The sequence below is a fragment of the Lysinibacillus sp. G1-3 genome (assembly GCF_056322905.1).
In genome coordinates this window covers 1-17,151 of the sequence record NZ_JBWHYQ010000005.1, presented here as the reverse complement: position 1 = coordinate 17,151, position 17,151 = coordinate 1, and the positions used below count along the sequence as shown (strand labels likewise).

17 protein-coding genes are annotated in these 17,151 nt (G+C 37.8%); 3 read left to right on the top strand and 14 right to left on the bottom strand.

Translation table 11 applies throughout. The annotated features are described in order from the left end of the window. Positions 1 to 223: 223 nt before the first annotated feature. A complete protein-coding gene (locus tag ACVYAD_RS06095) occupies positions 224 to 1,150 on the bottom strand; it encodes a LysR family transcriptional regulator (protein ID WP_476425270.1) in 927 nt (308 codons plus the stop codon). 375 nt (positions 1,151 to 1,525) lie between these two features. Next, entirely contained in the window at positions 1,526 to 2,491 is a 966-nt protein-coding gene (gene argF, locus ACVYAD_RS06090) for an ornithine carbamoyltransferase (RefSeq protein ID WP_386831417.1), read from the bottom strand. Positions 2,492 to 2,881: 390 nt separating this feature from the next. Between argF and ACVYAD_RS06085 the strand changes: the two genes are divergently transcribed. Continuing rightward, on the top strand, positions 2,882 to 3,055 hold the full coding sequence (locus ACVYAD_RS06085) for a transcriptional regulator, SarA/Rot family (protein ID WP_476425267.1): 174 nt from the start codon (positions 2,882 to 2,884) through the stop codon (positions 3,053 to 3,055). A 119-nt stretch (positions 3,056 to 3,174) separates the two neighbouring features. Continuing rightward, positions 3,175 to 4,170, top strand: coding sequence for a serine hydrolase domain-containing protein (locus ACVYAD_RS06080; protein WP_476425265.1), 996 nt, complete (start codon positions 3,175 to 3,177; stop codon positions 4,168 to 4,170). 140 nt (positions 4,171 to 4,310) lie between these two features. Here the strand turns inward: ACVYAD_RS06080 and ACVYAD_RS06075 are convergent, their stop codons facing one another. The 3 genes from ACVYAD_RS06075 to ACVYAD_RS06065 all read right to left on the bottom strand — a co-directional run bounded on the left by ACVYAD_RS06075 (position 4,311) and on the right by ACVYAD_RS06065 (position 6,883). After that, positions 4,311 to 4,925, bottom strand: a complete 615-nt coding sequence (locus tag ACVYAD_RS06075; RefSeq protein WP_476425264.1) for a cysteine peptidase family C39 domain-containing protein — start codon at positions 4,923 to 4,925, stop codon at positions 4,311 to 4,313. A gap of 289 nt (positions 4,926 to 5,214) precedes the next feature. Then, a complete protein-coding gene (locus tag ACVYAD_RS06070) occupies positions 5,215 to 6,303 on the bottom strand; it encodes a M42 family metallopeptidase (protein WP_079561565.1) in 1,089 nt (362 codons plus the stop codon). Positions 6,304 to 6,397: 94 nt separating this feature from the next. Then, positions 6,398 to 6,883, bottom strand: a complete 486-nt coding sequence (locus ACVYAD_RS06065) for a dUTP diphosphatase (protein WP_349659232.1) — start codon at positions 6,881 to 6,883, stop codon at positions 6,398 to 6,400. Between the two features lie 103 nt (positions 6,884 to 6,986). Between ACVYAD_RS06065 and ACVYAD_RS06060 the strand changes: the two genes are divergently transcribed. Next, positions 6,987 to 7,382: a sigma-w pathway protein ysdB gene (locus tag ACVYAD_RS06060; protein WP_079561567.1), complete on the top strand. Its 396-nt coding sequence runs from the start codon at positions 6,987 to 6,989 to the stop codon at positions 7,380 to 7,382. An 80-nt stretch (positions 7,383 to 7,462) separates the two neighbouring features. Here ACVYAD_RS06060 and ACVYAD_RS06055 read toward each other — a convergent pair whose 3' ends face one another. From ACVYAD_RS06055 to ACVYAD_RS06015, 9 genes are all read right to left on the bottom strand, one after another. After that, complete coding sequence (locus ACVYAD_RS06055) at positions 7,463 to 7,723, bottom strand: DUF1294 domain-containing protein (protein WP_386831405.1); 261 nt, start codon at positions 7,721 to 7,723, stop codon at positions 7,463 to 7,465. Positions 7,724 to 7,816: 93 nt separating this feature from the next. Continuing rightward, positions 7,817 to 8,176: a 50S ribosomal protein L20 gene (gene rplT / locus ACVYAD_RS06050; protein WP_053592414.1), complete on the bottom strand. Its 360-nt coding sequence runs from the start codon at positions 8,174 to 8,176 to the stop codon at positions 7,817 to 7,819. A 58-nt stretch (positions 8,177 to 8,234) separates the two neighbouring features. Then, entirely contained in the window at positions 8,235 to 8,435 is a 201-nt protein-coding gene (rpmI, locus tag ACVYAD_RS06045; protein ID WP_004226312.1) for a 50S ribosomal protein L35, read from the bottom strand. Between the two features lie 31 nt (positions 8,436 to 8,466). Then, positions 8,467 to 8,970, bottom strand: coding sequence for a translation initiation factor IF-3 (gene infC, locus ACVYAD_RS06040; RefSeq protein WP_024363824.1), 504 nt, complete (start codon positions 8,968 to 8,970; stop codon positions 8,467 to 8,469). Between the two features lie 720 nt (positions 8,971 to 9,690). Next, a complete protein-coding gene (gene thrS / locus ACVYAD_RS06035; protein ID WP_349659230.1) occupies positions 9,691 to 11,622 on the bottom strand; it encodes a threonine--tRNA ligase in 1,932 nt (643 codons plus the stop codon). Positions 11,623 to 12,140: 518 nt separating this feature from the next. Continuing rightward, positions 12,141 to 13,079 (bottom strand): primosomal protein DnaI, encoded by a 939-nt coding sequence (gene dnaI / locus ACVYAD_RS06030; RefSeq protein ID WP_476425491.1) that lies wholly within the window; start codon positions 13,077 to 13,079, stop codon positions 12,141 to 12,143. A gap of 2 nt (positions 13,080 to 13,081) precedes the next feature. Then, complete coding sequence (locus ACVYAD_RS06025) at positions 13,082 to 14,464, bottom strand: replication initiation and membrane attachment family protein (protein WP_386831399.1); 1,383 nt, start codon at positions 14,462 to 14,464, stop codon at positions 13,082 to 13,084. A 15-nt stretch (positions 14,465 to 14,479) separates the two neighbouring features. Continuing rightward, the gene (gene nrdR, locus ACVYAD_RS06020) at positions 14,480 to 14,950 is read right to left on the bottom strand and encodes a transcriptional regulator NrdR (protein ID WP_049667519.1); all 471 of its coding nucleotides are present in this window, start codon (positions 14,948 to 14,950) and stop codon (positions 14,480 to 14,482) included. Between the two features lie 196 nt (positions 14,951 to 15,146). Then, positions 15,147 to 16,169 (bottom strand): glyceraldehyde-3-phosphate dehydrogenase, encoded by a 1,023-nt coding sequence (locus tag ACVYAD_RS06015; protein ID WP_349659228.1) that lies wholly within the window; start codon positions 16,167 to 16,169, stop codon positions 15,147 to 15,149. Between the last annotated feature and the right edge of the window lie 982 nt (positions 16,170 to 17,151).

Here is a 17,151-nt window from a genome sequence, read left to right as displayed (position 1 = left end):
ATGAAATCATAAATAAAATAGGATTGAGGAAGATAATACCGTTCATTCATACAATTTGCAATGGGCTACATAATAGAAAAAATTTTACTGTCTTATAAAATATTTTATCAATATCAATTATGTGTCGGCATAATTGTAAGCCTCCGGCGGATATTACGGAATCGGAAAGGAGTTCTTTGTGCAAGCACAAAGCCGATCCGGACACCCGCATTCATCTCACCACCTAAGGAAGTGGTTGAGCACTGCTGAAAGTAGCTAAATTTTCTTGAATGCTTTCAAATTGTACAGCTGTCTCTACTATTGTTTTCCAAAAAGCTGGTGCGAGCGTCTCTTTATTTTTATACGTTAAAAAAATGTGCTGATTCATATCAAGTAAATGCTTAACATCAACCTCAACAAATTCACCATTTTCAAGCTCTTTTTTTACACAAAGATGTGGTAAGAAGCTCATATACTCCCTTGTACGGATAAATTCTTTCGCTACTTCTAAATGATCCGTTCGCACTTCAATATTTGCTGATACGCCCTCTACCTCAAACATTTTATGCACATAATTCCAATCAAAAGCCCCACATTCAAAAAACACCATTTTCTGTCGTGCCAGTTCCTTTGCATTCATTACATTATTTTGTATAAAGGGGTGCTCCCGATGCATCACAAGTTTAACCGCATTACTTAGCAATAGCTCATTGTAAATTCCTTCCGTATGAACATATTGAATAAGACCCATATTGATTTGATGACTTTGCAGTTTCTCTAAAATTACCGCTGTTGAACCTGTGATGATTTGAAAATGCAAATGCGGAAAGTCTTTCTTCCATTTCGGCAAAGCGTAAGCTAAAAAATATTGTGCTGTGACTCCATTTGTACCAATGCACACCTTATCAGATTCCTGCGTTTCCTCTAATTGTTTTTTCCCTCGTTGAAAAGTTTCCACAATCTGTGTCGCAAATGGAACAAAGTCCTTCCCTTTATCCGATAATATTACACTTCGCCCATCGCGATGGAATAACTCGACATTCAACTCTCGCTCCAATGATTTAATACGAGCCGTCACAGTCGGTTGAGATAAAAATAATGCATTGGCGGCCTTATGAATACTTTTATAATGCACGACATATAAAAATGCCTCGATATGATCAATGTTCAACCGGAGCCCTCCTCAAATTTCTTATTTATCTTATTATATAGATAATTGTTTTAATTCTCTATAAAAGATTGGAAAACTAGGTTTTATATTTTTACAAAGTAAATGTTCATTCAAAGAGCGCCCTTGAAAGGCAGCGTAACAAGAAAAAAGCAACCTAGCGTCTCCCAGGTTACTTTATTATGTAGCGATGTGGTCATCCATCTTGATCACATACATCGCGCGTGGTTTACAGCCCTCTGTCTGCAACCACCGTTATGTTATTCACATTGACACCCCCTGTTGCCAATATGAACTCTGTCTATATAGTACTTCTCAAATCGAGAAGTATAGCTATAAAGCAAATTTGTGCTTACTCAATGTAGAGCAATTAAAGTTCTATGCTAGAATTGATGCAAGTACCGCTTTTTGCGCATGAAGTCTGTTTTCAGCTTGCTCAAAAATATAGGAATTCGGACCATCAATAACAGATGACGCTACTTCTTCTTCACGATGGGCTGGTAAACAGTGCAAGAACATATAATTCGGCTTTGCGTATGCGACAAGCTCATCATTTATTTGGTACCCAGCAAAATCTTGTAAACGTTTTGCAGTTTCCTCTTCTTGCCCCATTGACGTCCATACATCAGCGTATACTACGTCCGCGTTTAAAACTGCTTCTACAGGATCATTTGTAATTGTAATTATACTACCATTTGCTGCTGCGATAGCCTGTGCCTTCGCAATCACTTCTGCGTCACATTCATAGCCAACCGGTGTTGCCACTGCCACATTCATTCCTACATGCGCTGAAGCGACTACTAATGAGTGTGCCACGTTGTTGCCATCTCCAACATACGCAATTTTAAGTCCTTTTAGTTCACCTTTATGTTCAAAGATTGTTTCTAAATCCGCTAAAGCTTGGCATGGGTGATAAATATCCGTTAATCCATTTATTACCGGTATAGATGCATGCTCTGCAAGCTCTGCAACCATTGCATGAGAATTCGCTCGAATCATAATGCCATCTAAATAACCTGATAGCACATGTGCTGTATCATAAACAGATTCACCGCGACCAATCTGTAAATCACGTGCATGCATAAACATACCTTTTCCGCCCAATTGGTTCATACCTACTTCAAATGAAATACGAGTACGAGTTGAATGTTTTTCAAAAATCATACCGAGTGTCTTACCTTCAAGTAGCTTCGGACATTTTCCTTCTTTAGTAATCATTTTTAGCTGTGTCGATAACTCAACTAACTGCTGAACCTCTTCACTTGTATAGTCTAGCAGGGTTAATAAGTCCTTATCTTTTAAGCTAGTTACTAACTTTAGCTGTACTTCCTCAAGTAATTTCATAGCCTTCACTCCTTGTTTCGTTGCTGTTGGGATTAGTATAACAATGCATATTTATAAAATCAACTGAATTTTTATGTTTATTTTAAAAAGTTAGAATTTTATCTTCTGATGTGTCAAAAATGCGAATAATCGAATATTTATGCATATTCAAGGAAATTGCATTATTGTTAATACATATTTATAATTTATATATATTAATTATTTTGGTGGTAAAACGTATGGATAAAGAATTGGTACATCTTATTAAGGAGATTAATCAAGTTAATATGAAACCAATTTAAGGTTAACCGAAGAATTTTCCTCTTTGTTGGATGAAACATTAACATTAACTACAAAACAAGCAGTATTTTTAAATCTTCTTCAGACGAAAGGCCCCTTCAAACTTATGAATTGGGGACATCCGCGAGTGCTGTTAGCCAATTAGTAAATAGGCTGGAGCAAGAAAGTTTTATAAAAAGAACTATGAGTAAAAAGGATCATAGATTAGTGATTATAGAACTAGATGAACAGGGGCATCCTTACTTTCAAAAGCAGGAGGAAATTGAGCTTGCTCTTATTTATTAATATTATTCAAAGCTCCATCGAGAGGACTTTGTTACAATTAAAGGACATACTTTCGAAATTACATTCTATTATTTCAGAGGAGCAGGAAAAAAATAAGCGTTCATAATGGAGGTATTCTTGTGGATTTACATAATTTAAAAAAGGACATTTTTAAAATTGCTTATCCTTATATAAAAACTCGCCCAAATGTTGCTTTATCCATTGGTATCATTTCTCAAGGTCAGGAAGCTACTTTTACTTTCGGTGGCTCGAATTTTATACTGGAAGAAAAGTCTTATATATATGAAGTTGGCTCGATTTCTAAAGTTTTTACTACATCCATATTAGGGGAAATGATTCAGGAAGGAAAAATCCATGTCGAAGATTCTATAGGCAAATACTTTTCCGCAATTCCCGATACTCATCCAGTTACCCTCAAACGTTTAGCCAATCATACTTCTGGGCTACCGGGAATAGGCGTGCTGAAGAACATTTACAATGTTTTTGATGCGCAAACACCTCGTGATCCTTTTTGTCAATATTCACTGGACGAGACTATACATTATTTTATAACGCATACAGACGAGCCAAAAGTTAAATTTCGATATTCTAATGTAGGAATGGGGCTTTTAGGATATATTTTAGCTAATACACTTCATACTGATTTTGAAACTGCTATCAAACAAAGATTAACAGATCCTTTAAATATGCCAAATACGTTTATCTCTATCCCTACCAATCAAGCAGAGGCAGTATTGCAAGGATATACTATCCTTGGACATAAAAAGCCACCACTCCAAATGAATGAATTTATGGCAGCAGGGGCAGTCCGTTCAACTGTTAATGACCTTTTAAAATTTACGAAAGTACATTTAAGTGATGAAAATTTAGGTTATACATTAACCCATCAAACGACTGAAACTTTTACAGAAAATATAGGTATTGGTCTAGGATGGCAACTCGATCACAATATCATTTGGCATAATGGTTCGACGAAAGCTTTCTCTAGTTATTTAGGTTTTGATAAAGCACAACAAACAGGCGTCGTTGTTTTATCAAATTATCGATCTCCTATTTTGGCGGCAAACCCTAGTCAAATTGGTAAAGATATATTGCAGCTTTTAAAGGTTCAATAGATGATTATATGAATTTATCGATAAGTTTTGTTAAAATATCGATAACAATTTTGAATTTATCACCTAACCTTCTTAGTTTATCGACATAAAAAACAGCCCTCAAATACTTAAGTTTGAGGGCTGTTAGAGTAAAAATATCATTAGCTCTGTGTGGCGTCTACAGTTATGTAAGTATTGCTATAAAGAACCATATTAATATTTTTCACATTCCACAATTTCCTAAATTCATTAATAGGAACTTTTCGATTATAGCTATTGTTATCATCATTACAATTCGCCAGTTCCCTTAGTGATTCTGAAAGGTAGACATACTCCTTGTCATATCCTACGACAGGGACAAAATGCAAATTATTACGATCCTTATGTACTTTAATAAAAACAATTACGGGAGTCCCTTTACTAATTTCGTACTTTAATGTATTTATATTTCCTTTATAATAGCTTGTTTTAAATCCCTTTTTTCTTAACACCGTACGGATTCCCTTTGGATATACATTGCCTGACCTCGTTTTACTAGGGAAATTAGTATATAACTCATCACCATCGGCCTCCATTCCAGAATGACGCAACACATATGCTGTTGAAAACGCTGCACATTCCCTATTGTTTTGTATATCTATCCTATTATTGCGTTTAATTAGATAGCTAGCCGGATAATCTCTTTTTCGTAAAACAGGTATGGGTAATGTCATTAAATATGCATTAATGATCGTTGATATAATAATCCATAAAATAGCTGTTCTAACTATAAACATACTACTCCCCCATCACTTTGCGTCCAAATCGCAACATTATTCCAAGTACTTCTTTCACTAACCCTACCCAATCAGTTTAATAACTGAATAATCAGTTATTATATCTAGAGTGTAACACATTTATAAATATTGGTACACGGGAATTAGACCTCCCCATATCGTCTCGGTATCTTTAACAGGCGTGTATGATTGAACTTCTAGTATGCAAGTCCTTTATTTTTCAAAAAAGCCTCCTAACATTTTTGTTAGAAGGCAAAATTATGGTATATCTATTTAGTTCTTTCCACGCTTAGTCAAAAATAATTTTATTCACTGCATCACGGTCTAATTTTTTAATAACTTCCACCATTAATTTTACAGCATTATCATAATCATCACGATGTAAAATACCTGCATGTGAATGGATGTAACGTGTAGCAATACCGATTGATAGTGCTGGTATACCATTTGCAGTTACGTGGATAGAACCAGCATCTGTACCGCCACCAGCCATTGCCTCGAATTGATATGGAATATTGTGCTCATCAGCCACATCTAATACGAATTCACGTAAGCCACGGTGCGAGACCATCGATGCATCGTAAACAACGATTTGTGGACCAGCACCCATTTTACTAGTTGATTCTTTTGCAGTTACTCCTGGTGTGTCTCCTGCTACACCTACATCGACAGCAAAGCCGATATCTGGTTGGATTTTATGTGTAGCTGTTTTCGCACCACGAAGTCCTACTTCCTCTTGAACATTCCCTACAGAATAAAGGATGTTTGGATGCTTTTCATTTTGCAAAGCTTTCATAACATCAATGGCAATTGCACAACCAATGCGGTTATCCCATGCTTTTGCTAATAAGTATTTTTCGTTTTTCATCACATTAAATTCGAAATATGGTGTTACCATATCGCCAGGACGTACGCCCCATTCAAGCACTTCTTCTTTTGAAGCTGCACCAACATCGATAAACATGTCTTTAATGTCTACCACTTTGTTACGCACATCTGCTGGTAAAATATGAGGTGGCTTAGAACCAATAACCCCAATAATTTCATCGCCTTTACGTGTTGTAATTGTTACACGCTGTGCAAGCATAACTTGGCTCCACCAGCCGCCTACAGTTTGAAATTTGATGAACCCTTTGTCATCGATTTGAGTAACCATGAAGCCTACTTCATCTAAATGACCTGCAACCATAATTTTAGGGCCATTTTCATCGCCAACTTTTTTAGCAATGACGCTACCTAAATTATCCTGTTCAACTAAGTCTGCATATGGTCCAATGTATTTTTTCATGACCTCGCGCGGTGCACGTTCATTACCTGCAATACCATTCGCATCTGTTAAATCTTTAAACATTTGTAATGTTGAATCTAGCTGTGTCATCCTTTTACCTCCCGACTCTTATATCTCCTCTATTATACTTCGTTTACCGAAATATTCCTAGTTAAATCGTCTGAAAATTGTTGGATTTCTTACTTTAATACCCCGAACGCTGACGATTATAATTTTCTTCATTTTTCTCTATATATGCCGCAACTACGTCCTCAAACGTAAAGCCTAGATTATACGCAAGTAATCCATAGCATTGCCAGATCACTAAATATCTATCCTCAGTTGGTTGACTAATAAAACTTAAAATATTGTCTTGTGTCATTAAAAATGTCTCTGTTAAATCTCTCTTCTCTTCAATCACTGGCCATTTTTCTATCGCTGTAAAACCTTTTAATAGGCCAAGTGATAATATAAAATGAATCGAATCCACATATTCTTCTAGAATCACATCACGTTCTGAAGCTCCCTTTGTGCTCCAAAACTTAAAGCAACGTGTCTCGTTTGCAAGTTCGGCTAGCTCTACCATTAAGGCTAAACCTTTTTCTTTAAATACATCACGTTCAATATTTTGTGTTTTTTCGATGAAATCATCAAGCTCTTTTTGCATTTTAAACAATTTTTGTAAATTCATATTTTTCTCCTAAATTTCTTAAAAATATTTATATAAAGTGAAACTAATTGTCCCTTACAATCGTATAGGAAGGAATAACCTTTCTTCAAGGGGGAAATTAAAAATGTTGCCGTTACTTATTCGTCTTGCTGTTATTACGCTTATTATCTATGTATTTTATAAAGCGATTCGTTATATAACCGATCCTAAGCGAAAACTTGATGAGGCCTATGAAAAAGGCCAATATTATTTTTATGATGACGTCAAAAATGTCCGGAAAAATTTCTTCATCTCTTACAAGGGTGCTCTTTTCGAAGGTGAAAAATACCTCGGCACGACTGAAGATGCCTTTGAAGTTGTGACGATTTTCGTTGGCGCCCGTGACGCCGCTACACTGCAAGGTTTTACGAAAAAAGACTTTGTATACTTACAGCAAGAAATTCTATTGAACTATCCGAGCGCAAAAATAAATTGGAAGCAGCCCATTGAAAAGCTTATGCACAACACATCCTCAGAATGAGGATGTGTTTTTATTTATCGGAACATTCTCAGGTTTTATCGGAATCTTTTTGTGATTTGTCGGAACATTTTCCGGTTTTATCACCATAATTGTACTAGGATAAAAATTTGAATAGCTGCTAGCAGTGGGAAACCAAATGCAAAGCTGTTATGTCGTGTTTTATGACGGAATAAATACATTCCTAGCACGCCACCTACTGCACCTCCAGCAATTGCTAATGTAAATAGTGAACGTTCTGCAATACGCCATTCATGTTTTTTTGCTTTTGATTTATCCATGCCCATCATAACAAGCAGGACGATAGAAACAATCGCCATATACGCTAATAATGCCTGTCCCATTGAATACTCCTTTAAATTTTCTATTTACTACTACTCTAACACAAAAAAGACTGACGGATAAATCCATCAGTCTTTCAATAACTTTGTCAAAAATTACTTAGCTACTGCTTTTTTTGCAGTGTCTGCTAATTGAGTGAATGCTGCTGCATCAGTTACAGCTAGGTCAGCTAACATTTTACGGTTAACTTCGATACCAGCAACTTTTAATCCGTGCATTAAACGGCTGTATGAAAGACCGTTCATGCGAGCAGCTGCGTTGATACGAGTGATCCATAATTTACGGAAATCACGTTTTTTCTGACGACGGTCACGGTATGCATATTGACCTGACTTCATTACTGCTTGGTTAGCAACTTTATATAATGTATGTTTTGAACCGTAGTAACCTTTAGCTAATTTCAATACTTTTTTACGACGTTTGCGCGTCACTGTTCCGCCTTTTACGCGTGGCATATGAATTACCTCCTGCTTTTCATTAAAAAATGAATATTAGTTATTTTGTGTTGTCAAATTATTTCATGTAAACAAGTAATGATTTGATGCGTTTGAAGTCACCAGATGAAACGATGTTTGCTTTACGTAGGTGACGTTTTTGTTTTGTAGATTTGTTTGCGAATAAGTGGCTTCCATAAGCACGGTCATATTTTAATTTACCTGAACCCGTTTTTTTGAAACGTTTCGCAGCTCCACGGTGAGTTTTCATTTTTGGCATGTCGAATTCCTCCTAAACTGTTCGTCTAATATTATTTCTCGTTCTTTGGTTGAAGAACTAAGAACATGCTTCGGCCTTCCATCTTCGGTTTTTGTTCAACCGTCGATACTTCAGCACAAGCTTCAGCAAAACGATCTAACACACGTTGACCAATGTCTTTATGTGTAATCGCACGACCTTTGAATCGTAAGCTACATTTAACTTTATCACCTTTTTCAAGGAATTTAATCGCATTACGTAGCTTCGTTTGGAAATCATGCTCATCGATTGTTGGGCTCAGACGAACCTCTTTCATTACGATGACCTTTTGATTTTTACGAATTTCACGGTCTTTCTTTTGCTGTTCAAACTTAAATTTACCATAGTCCATGATACGAGCGACTGGCGGCTTGGCTTGAGGGGCCACAAGGACAAGATCCAAGTTTACACGAGTGGCGATTTCTAGCGCTTCGTTACGTGTCTTTACACCAAGCTGGTCACCATTGTGATCGATTAATCGAAGTTCACGTGCGCGAATGCCTTCGTTTACATACATGTCTTTGCTAATAGTAATCCACCTCCAAGTAGTTGTCGCGAATACATGGTTTGGGCAAAGTCTTGCCCGGTTGAACGGTACATCATCTTGTCATGTCCATAAAAAAAGGGCGGACACTTTGAAGATGTCCGCCCGCTATATGTGCATGCGCAAGTCTACGCAAAACAATTCAACGTGTCATACCTGTTCACAGCCCAAGAGCGTTGTATCAGGTGAGAAGCGGGCAGCCTCTACTTCAACCACAAACTTTGTATTCATTAACCTTAACTATATTAACATGTACTTTAATATGCTGTCAAATGTTTTTTAGCTTATTTCTAAAACAATTTCGCCTTGGCGTAATTGCGTCCGGATTTTGAATTGTGCCAGCACAATTCATTCCTTTCAAAATCCGTGACATCCGCCGGAGGATTTATCTTCATTTAGTATGAGTTTGGATACACACTAAAAACGAACCACATACCCATTTATCTCTACACCTTTAGAGGTGGGAATCTTCTTCTGAATGAAGATAAAGTAACCTAAAAACTTTTAATCTAAACCATTATAGTGGTTATCATCATGATGTGAGGTCGTTGCTGCCGCTTCGCTTTCGCACAGAGCTTCCTGGGGGCGTCCGATGCGCTACATGGTCACATCTGTGACGCCAATCCCCCATGGAGTCGTCCAGTCTTCACTTCAATTAACTTATATCAACCATCATGCTAATAGAAGTTAAAATTATTTTGTAATTTCTGCTTTAATGTTAGATAAGAAGTCTTGGAAGCTAATTGTTTCTGAATCTTTTGAGCCGTAACGACGTACGTTTACGCCAGCAGCCTCTACTTCTTTATCTCCGATAACAAGCATATACGGGATTTTTTTCATTTGTGCTTCACGAATTTTGTAACCTAGTTTCTCTTCACGGTCATCCATTTCAACACGTAAGCCTGCTGCAGTTAATTGCTCTTCAATTTGTTTAGCATAATCAAAGTGTGCTTCGTTTGAAACTGGAATGACTTCAACTTGTACTGGTGCTAACCATGTTGGGAATGCACCTTTGTATTCTTCGATTAAGAAGGCAACGAAGCGTTCCATAGTTGATACTACACCACGGTGAATAACAACTGGACGATGTGGTTTACCATCTTCTCCTACATAAGTTAAGTCAAAGCGTTCTGGTAATAAGAAGTCAAGCTGAACTGTTGATAAAGTTTCTTCTTTACCAATTGCAGTTTTTACTTGCACGTCTAGTTTAGGACCGTAGAATGCCGCTTCACCTTCAGCTTCAAAGTAATCTAAGCCAAGCTCATCCATTGCCTCTTTTAACATGCTTTGTGCTTTTTCCCACATTGCATCGTCGTCGAAATATTTTTCAGTATCCGCTGGGTCACGGTAAGATAAACGGAATGAGTAATCATTTAAATCGAAGTCTTTGTAAACTTCTAAAATTAACTGTACTACTTTTTGGAATTCCACTTTAATTTGGTCTGGACGAACGAAAATATGTGCATCATTTAAAGTCATCCCGCGTACACGTTGTAAACCTGAAACAGCACCTGACATTTCGTAACGGTGCATTGTACCAAGCTCAGCAATACGTAATGGTAGGTTACGATAAGAATGCTTGCTGTTTTTGTACACCATCATATGGTGAGGACAGTTCATCGGACGCATAATTAATGTTTCATTGTCCATTTCCATTGGTGGGAAAATAGAGTCTTGGTAATGATCCCAGTGACCAGAAGTTTGATACAGCTCTTTAGAACCAAGTACTGGTGTATAAACATGCTTATAACCAAGAGATAATTCTTTATCTACAATATAGCGCTCAATAACACGACGGATTGTCGCACCGTTTGGTAGCCATAGCGGTAAACCTTGACCAACTTTTTGAGAAGTTGTAAATAACTCTAATTCTTTACCGATTTTACGGTGATCACGTTCTTTTGCTTCTTCAAGCATTTGTAGGTGATGTTTTAATTCTTCTTTTTTAAAGAAAGCTGTACCATAAATACGTTGTAGCATTTTGTTATCTGAGTTACCTCTCCAGTAAGCACCAGCTAATGAAAGAAGTTTAAACTCACGAAGCTTGCCAGTTGATGGTGCGTGGATACCACGGCAAAGGTCGAAAAATTCACCTTGATGGTAAATAGAAACTTGCTCATCTGCTGGAATCGCTTCAAGTAATTCTAATTTATATTCATCGCCGATTTTTTCATAGATCGCTTGTGCTTCTGCACGGCTAACATTTTTGCGCTCTATCTCTAGGTTTTCAGCGATAATTTTTTTCATTTCTTTTTCGATTGTTGGTAAGTCTTCAGCAGTGATTGGAGTTGGTGAATCGATATCGTAGTAGAAGCCACCTTCAATAACTGGACCGATACCAAGTTTAACATCTGGGTATAAACGTTTAATCGCTTGTGCTGTTAAGTGCGCAGTAGAGTGACGTAAGATTTCCAGTGCTTCCTCATCATCCTGAGTAATAATTGAGATTGTTGCATCCTCTTCAATTGGTGTTTTTAAATCGACTAAGACACCATTTACTTTACCCGCATATGCTTTTTTACGAAGTCCTGGGCTAATCGATAATGCTACGTCATCAGTAGATGTGCCTTTTGCAAATTCCTTTACAGCGCCATCTGGGAAAGTTAATTTAATCATATCTGACATTTTTCTGCACTCCTTATAGTTTTGTTGTGATGCATGATTGAAGTCAAAGAATCCCCGGAATTGATCCTCATTCAATAGGTGTTTGGACACTCACTGAAAAGGAACTACATCCGCATTCGTTCACCACTATTTTCCACTGAACGAAAATAAAAAAAGCTCCGTCCCTACGAAAGGGACGAAGCGTATGCTCGTGGTTCCACCCTTCTTCCTTCCGACTTTTTATAGTCAGACGAAGCTCAAGGCTAGCTAACGGGCTAGGGACCGGCGAAAGATTATCCCTTTCGCTGCTCAGCAGGTAGTAAATAATGTGCTCAAACTAGGAAGCTTACAGCCAATGACTTCCCTCTCTAAAAGCCTTACACAAAATTCATGTCCTCATCAATGCATTTGATCAATTATGCCTCGGCATAATCCGAAGGCTTTAACTTTTTCAGTAAGTGTTTGGACACCAGTTGAAAGAAGTTAATTATTATATGTGACAGTATACGCTCGATTGTCATAAAATGCAACTGCCAATCTTACATACGTCTATTTTGCCCGCCCATTTTAATCGGCTCTGTCAAGGCTTTAATACGTTCCATAACACGTCCAGCCTTCACGACTTCTATGTCACCTTTTTGTGACTGTCCTAAATGATGCTCCAACTCATCGTAATTAAAATTAGATGTAATGAATGTTGGCAATTGCTCTGCCATGCGGTAATGGAAAATAGTCCCCAAAATTTCATCTCGCGTCCAAGCAGTCATTGTTTCGGCTCCTAAATCATCAAGCATTAGCACTGGTGCCTTTTTCACATAGTCTATTTTTTCATTCAATGTGTTATCGCCAATTGCATTTTTCATTTCTCGTAAAAATTCAGGCACAAAAACTACAACTGACTTTACTTTAGCCTTCGCAAGTTCATTAGCTAATGCGCCTAACACAAAAGATTTCCCCACTCCAAATTGACCATACAAATAAAAGCCTTTAGAAGGCAAATTCCCTGTATCTAGTACATTTTGAACAAAATCAGCCGCACTGTTTGCAATGTCAACACGTGTATGATCATCAATAAATAAATCACTTATAGTAGCTTGTAGCACATCCTTTGGCATATGCATACTTGCTATCATATTAGCAACATCACGGCGCTCATCTTCACGTATCTTTTGCTCGCATCGTACATAATCAATTTCAACAGTACTCCTTACTACACGTAAAGTAGGTAAAAAACCTTTTAAGTAATTTGTACAATTTTCTGTATTGTCACAGCCACAGCAGACTGTAGATTGACTAATAAATTCATGGAGCTTCGGTAAATTACGTTCAACCGCATCATAGCTTAACTCATCCATATGTTCAGCTAAAAACTCTTGCACACGAGGGTTTTCTAATATTTCTTTACGCATCGCTTCATATCGTTCTTGAAATGATGGTACCTTAATTGCTCTTTTTAATGGTCCATTAATCGGTTCGATTGTCATTCACCTACCTTATTTTGAATATTACCTAATTTTTCCAGTATCTTTTGTCTTTCCTTTTCAAAATCAGTAGTGCCAGTATTTGTTGTATCTTTTAATACTTCCTCTGATTTTTCATTACGCTTATAAAACCAATCTGGTACTTTTTCCTCTCGGCGATTTTTTGTGTAAGAGTTCTTTTTTGCCGAAGACTGGGGTTTATTTTTCCACGTAGTGTACTTATCATGTTCTTTACGTGCTAGCTCCATTGCTTCTTTTGCTGTTTGAATATTTTTACGTACCCAATGATCCGCAATCGTTTCCACATATTTCTTAGGTAGCTTCATATCAGTTGTTAGCATTACATATTCCAGAAGAGCATTAACAACCCCTACCGGCATTCCATGCTGGACAATTAAACTCTCTGCAAGCTGTACGGAGGTCTGTAGCGGTTCTTTGCCATTATTGATATCTCGCAATACTTGCACTGGTGGAGTCGTCTCTAAATATTGCTGAAGCTCCTGGTCCTTTGTTTTTTGGCCGGGTTCTTCTACGGATGACGGCTCAGTCACTCTAGCAAGCTTTGGTGGTTCTTTTGATACCGTTAGCTTATAAAAATCCGCAGCGGCCTTACGTAAACGTTCCAATGAAATACCTAGATCATCATCTAATGCCAGAATTACTACCTTTTGCATATCGAGTGCCGTTAAGCGATATAAAAATGCTAATTTCGCTATTGTTTCACGCACCTCAAATGTTAGTAGGCTTGCCGGGACTAGTTGCTCCGATAAGCCCGCTTGCAGTAGTTCAAAGTCAAACTGGTCAAAATAAAACGGATATATCTTTTGCTGTGTATCCTTACGACTAGTATCTGCATGTAAATCATCTGGAATCCTTGTACTCACAGGCTTAAAAACATCTATGAAGGCACGTGATACATCTTTAAATTCTGCATCTCTTGTAGATGGAATAAAACGTTGACGTAACTTCCGATAAGCTTGCTCCCCAATTTTACTAAATAAAAACATCGACAGCAGTGGGTCTTTCATAAAACTATCCGCATCAAGTGGACGTATCAGCTCATATAAAAAGCTCCGTTCGCCATCATCTTCTTTTTTCCATGTGTGTAACAGGCCAATTGCTTCAAGCGCAATACGTGCCTCAAATACTTTGCCAATAGGAAGCCCTAACACATTCATTAAATAATAATGTGTCATTTGCTGCTTTGGCATTTGCTCAGCCTCTGCCCATAATGTTAAATAAAGGCTGATTGGTTCCGCTCCAATTAAAGGCTGATAAAATAGCGTTACTAATTGACGTTCCTGCGTAGAAAGTGCATGAGGTAGACGAATGTCAAAAGAATCAGCAGGCTGTAATTCCTTATACAAATGGATCAACGTCATTCCCCTCTCTATTCCCTATAATTTCTGCTCTGTTTGACGTTGGATAATTTCTTTAATTTCTTCAATAAAGACATTGATATCCTTAAATTGACGATATACCGATGCAAAGCGCACATACGCAACCTCATCGATTTTCGCTAAGCGATCCATTACCATTTCCCCTACATCCTCAGATCGGACTTCAGAATTCCCAATACGGCGAAGATCTTTTTCAATAGACATTACTAGTCCTTCAAGAACTTCAAGAGAAACAGGTCGTTTTTCGCAAGCACGAATAAGTCCACGAAGTACCTTTTCACGGCTAAATTCTTCTCGTGAACCCTCTTTTTTCACTACAACTAACGGTGTCTCTTCAATTTTTTCAAACGTTGTAAAGCGGAAGCCACATGACTCACATTCACGACGTCTACGAATTTCTTTATTATCATCAACTGGCCTCGAATCCACAACACGCGTTCCGTTAAATTGGCAAGATGGACATCTCATATAATTACTCTCCTGATTTCACAACATTTTAGTATTTCTATTATAACAAATTTCCTATGTATAAGAAAAGCGCATTGACGATAGTGTGCTCATGATAAGCCTTGAAAGCAGAAAGTACAAGCATAGATTTTACAATCTAATACAAAAAGCACATTGAAATCACTCGGATTTCAATGTGCTCAACATATTTGCTTGGTTATGCATTAACCGTTTCTAATGCTTTTGCCACTTTTTTAACAAGATCTACAACGCGTGCTGAATAACCCCACTCATTGTCGTACCAAGCAAGCACTTTCACTTTGCGGTTACCCAATACCATTGTAGAAAGTCCATCTACTGTTGAAGAGTAAGTTGTTGTATTGTAATCAGAAGATACTAGAGGCTCAACTGAGAAGTTTAAAATACCTTTCATTGGACCTTCAGTAGCTGCTTTAACGAATGCAGCGTTGATAGAATCTACAGTTACATCAGTATTTAAATCAACTACTAGGTCAACTAATGATACGTTTGGTGTCGGAACACGAAGTGCCATACCATGAATTTTGCCTTCTAATTCCGGTAACACTAATTTCAATGCTTTTGCAGCACCTGTAGATGTTGGAATGATAGACTGTGCGCAACCACGTGCACGACGTAAATCTTTATGTGGATTGTCTAGATTCTTTTGGTCATTTGTATAAGCGTGAACTGTTGTCATTAAACCGTTTTCGATACCAAATGTGTCATTTAATACTTTAGCAACTGGTGCTAAGCAGTTTGTTGTACAAGAAGCATTTGAAATAACATCATGTTTTGTGATATCAAGTTTCTCATCATTTACACCTAAAACAATTGTTACGTCCTCGTTTTTACCAGGTGCAGTTAAGATAACTTTCTTCGCGCCTGCTTCTAAGTGCATTGCTGCTTTTTCACGATCATTAAATTTACCAGTTGCTTCAATAACGATATCCACACCCATTGTTGCCCATGGTAATTTTAATGGGTCGCGTTCGCTAATAATTTGAACACGTTTACCATTTACGATTAAAGCATCGCCTGCAGGCTCCACTGAACCCTCGAACGTTCCGTGATTTGTGTCATACTTAATCAAATGTGCTAACGTTTCAGCTGAATAGCTGGCGTTAATTGCAACGATATTTAAACCTTCTTGTACGATCGCTTGGCGGAAAACCATACGTCCGATACGTCCGAAACCATTAATAGCAACTGATACTGTCATTTAAAAAATCCTCCTGTGAGTGCATACTCAGATTAATTATATACTTTATGGTGATTAGTATAACACAATCTCAAAAAAGATGAACATTATATATTCATAATATTAAAGTTCTTATTTTCTGAAAAATAAAATCGCCTAAATTAGTCCTTATTATGGTATAAACTCACAAAAAAATGTATAGCAAAGTGTTCTTACAAGCATCCATGCTTTTAAAAAACAAAATTGGAAAGGATGTCTCGGTGAATAGTGTGGCTCTTTAAAGGGTGATTTCCGTTCCAGGCTACTCGCTTTCCTGTGGGCGAGCGTCGAGCCGCTTCCTCCGCTGTTGTTGCTGCCGCTACGTTAGCACTACGCTTTCGCACAGAAAACATCCGCTCCGTGCAGGGTCTCGCCTGTCTCACTTTCCCACGGGAGTCGAGTAACCTTCCACTCCAATCAGCAATAGCGTAGAATTTTTATGAATTTCTTTCATTTCAAAAGTAACACTATTGCTTATCGAACAGGAAAGACTTATAACAGTGACGCATTGTAACTATTGCTAATGCTTCGCTTTTTCACAAAACTGCTGTAGTCTAATTTTATAACTATAAATAAATTAGAGTGCCCTTCAAGAAAATACTTGATATGTAAAGTGTTGATTGGAGTGGAGGCTGGGCGACTCCTTCGGGATTAGCGGTAGAGGAACGCGAGTGAAGCGGCTCCCATCGGACGCCCCCAGGAAGCTCTGCTCTGCGCGAAAGCGAAGCGTCAGCGGCAAAGCGCACAGCCGGAACGGAAATCAACCACTCGTTTTGCCGAAAGAGCCATACTTTATTTAATATGACACCTTAATTTCATTGACACAATAGTTTTTCAACAATCGAGTAGGAGGGAGTGATTAACTCCCGACCTCTCACACCACCGTACGTACGGATCCGTATACGGCGGTTCAATTAAGATGAATAACGCAAAGTTTCGTAACGAACTTGCAGACTTTTCAGGC

Excerpts from the sequence above, each read along its gene's own strand:
- rplT (WP_053592414.1), bottom strand. The coding sequence starts at position 8,176 with ATGCCACGCGTAAAAGGCGGAACAGTGACGCGCAAACGTCGTAAAAAA.
- ACVYAD_RS06015 (WP_349659228.1), bottom strand. The coding sequence starts at position 16,169 with ATGACAGTATCAGTTGCTATTAATGGTTTCGGACGTATCGGACGTATG.
- rpmI (WP_004226312.1), bottom strand. The coding sequence starts at position 8,435 with ATGCCAAAAATGAAAACTCACCGTGGAGCTGCGAAACGTTTCAAAAAA.
- argF (WP_386831417.1), bottom strand. The coding sequence starts at position 2,491 with ATGAAATTACTTGAGGAAGTACAGCTAAAGTTAGTAACTAGCTTAAAA.
- ACVYAD_RS06075 (WP_476425264.1), bottom strand. The coding sequence starts at position 4,925 with ATGTTTATAGTTAGAACAGCTATTTTATGGATTATTATATCAACGATC.
- ACVYAD_RS06065 (WP_349659232.1), bottom strand. The coding sequence starts at position 6,883 with ATGAATTTACAAAAATTGTTTAAAATGCAAAAAGAGCTTGATGATTTC.
- ACVYAD_RS06070 (WP_079561565.1), bottom strand. The coding sequence starts at position 6,303 with ATGACACAGCTAGATTCAACATTACAAATGTTTAAAGATTTAACAGAT.
- ACVYAD_RS06060 (WP_079561567.1), top strand. The coding sequence starts at position 6,987 with ATGTTGCCGTTACTTATTCGTCTTGCTGTTATTACGCTTATTATCTAT.
- ACVYAD_RS06025 (WP_386831399.1), bottom strand. The coding sequence starts at position 14,464 with ATGACGTTGATCCATTTGTATAAGGAATTACAGCCTGCTGATTCTTTT.
- ACVYAD_RS06055 (WP_386831405.1), bottom strand. The coding sequence starts at position 7,723 with ATGGGACAGGCATTATTAGCGTATATGGCGATTGTTTCTATCGTCCTG.
- thrS (WP_349659230.1), bottom strand. The coding sequence starts at position 11,622 with ATGTCAGATATGATTAAATTAACTTTCCCAGATGGCGCTGTAAAGGAA.
- nrdR (WP_049667519.1), bottom strand. The coding sequence starts at position 14,950 with ATGAGATGTCCATCTTGCCAATTTAACGGAACGCGTGTTGTGGATTCG.
- infC (WP_024363824.1), bottom strand. The coding sequence starts at position 8,970 with ATGTATGTAAACGAAGGCATTCGCGCACGTGAACTTCGATTAATCGAT.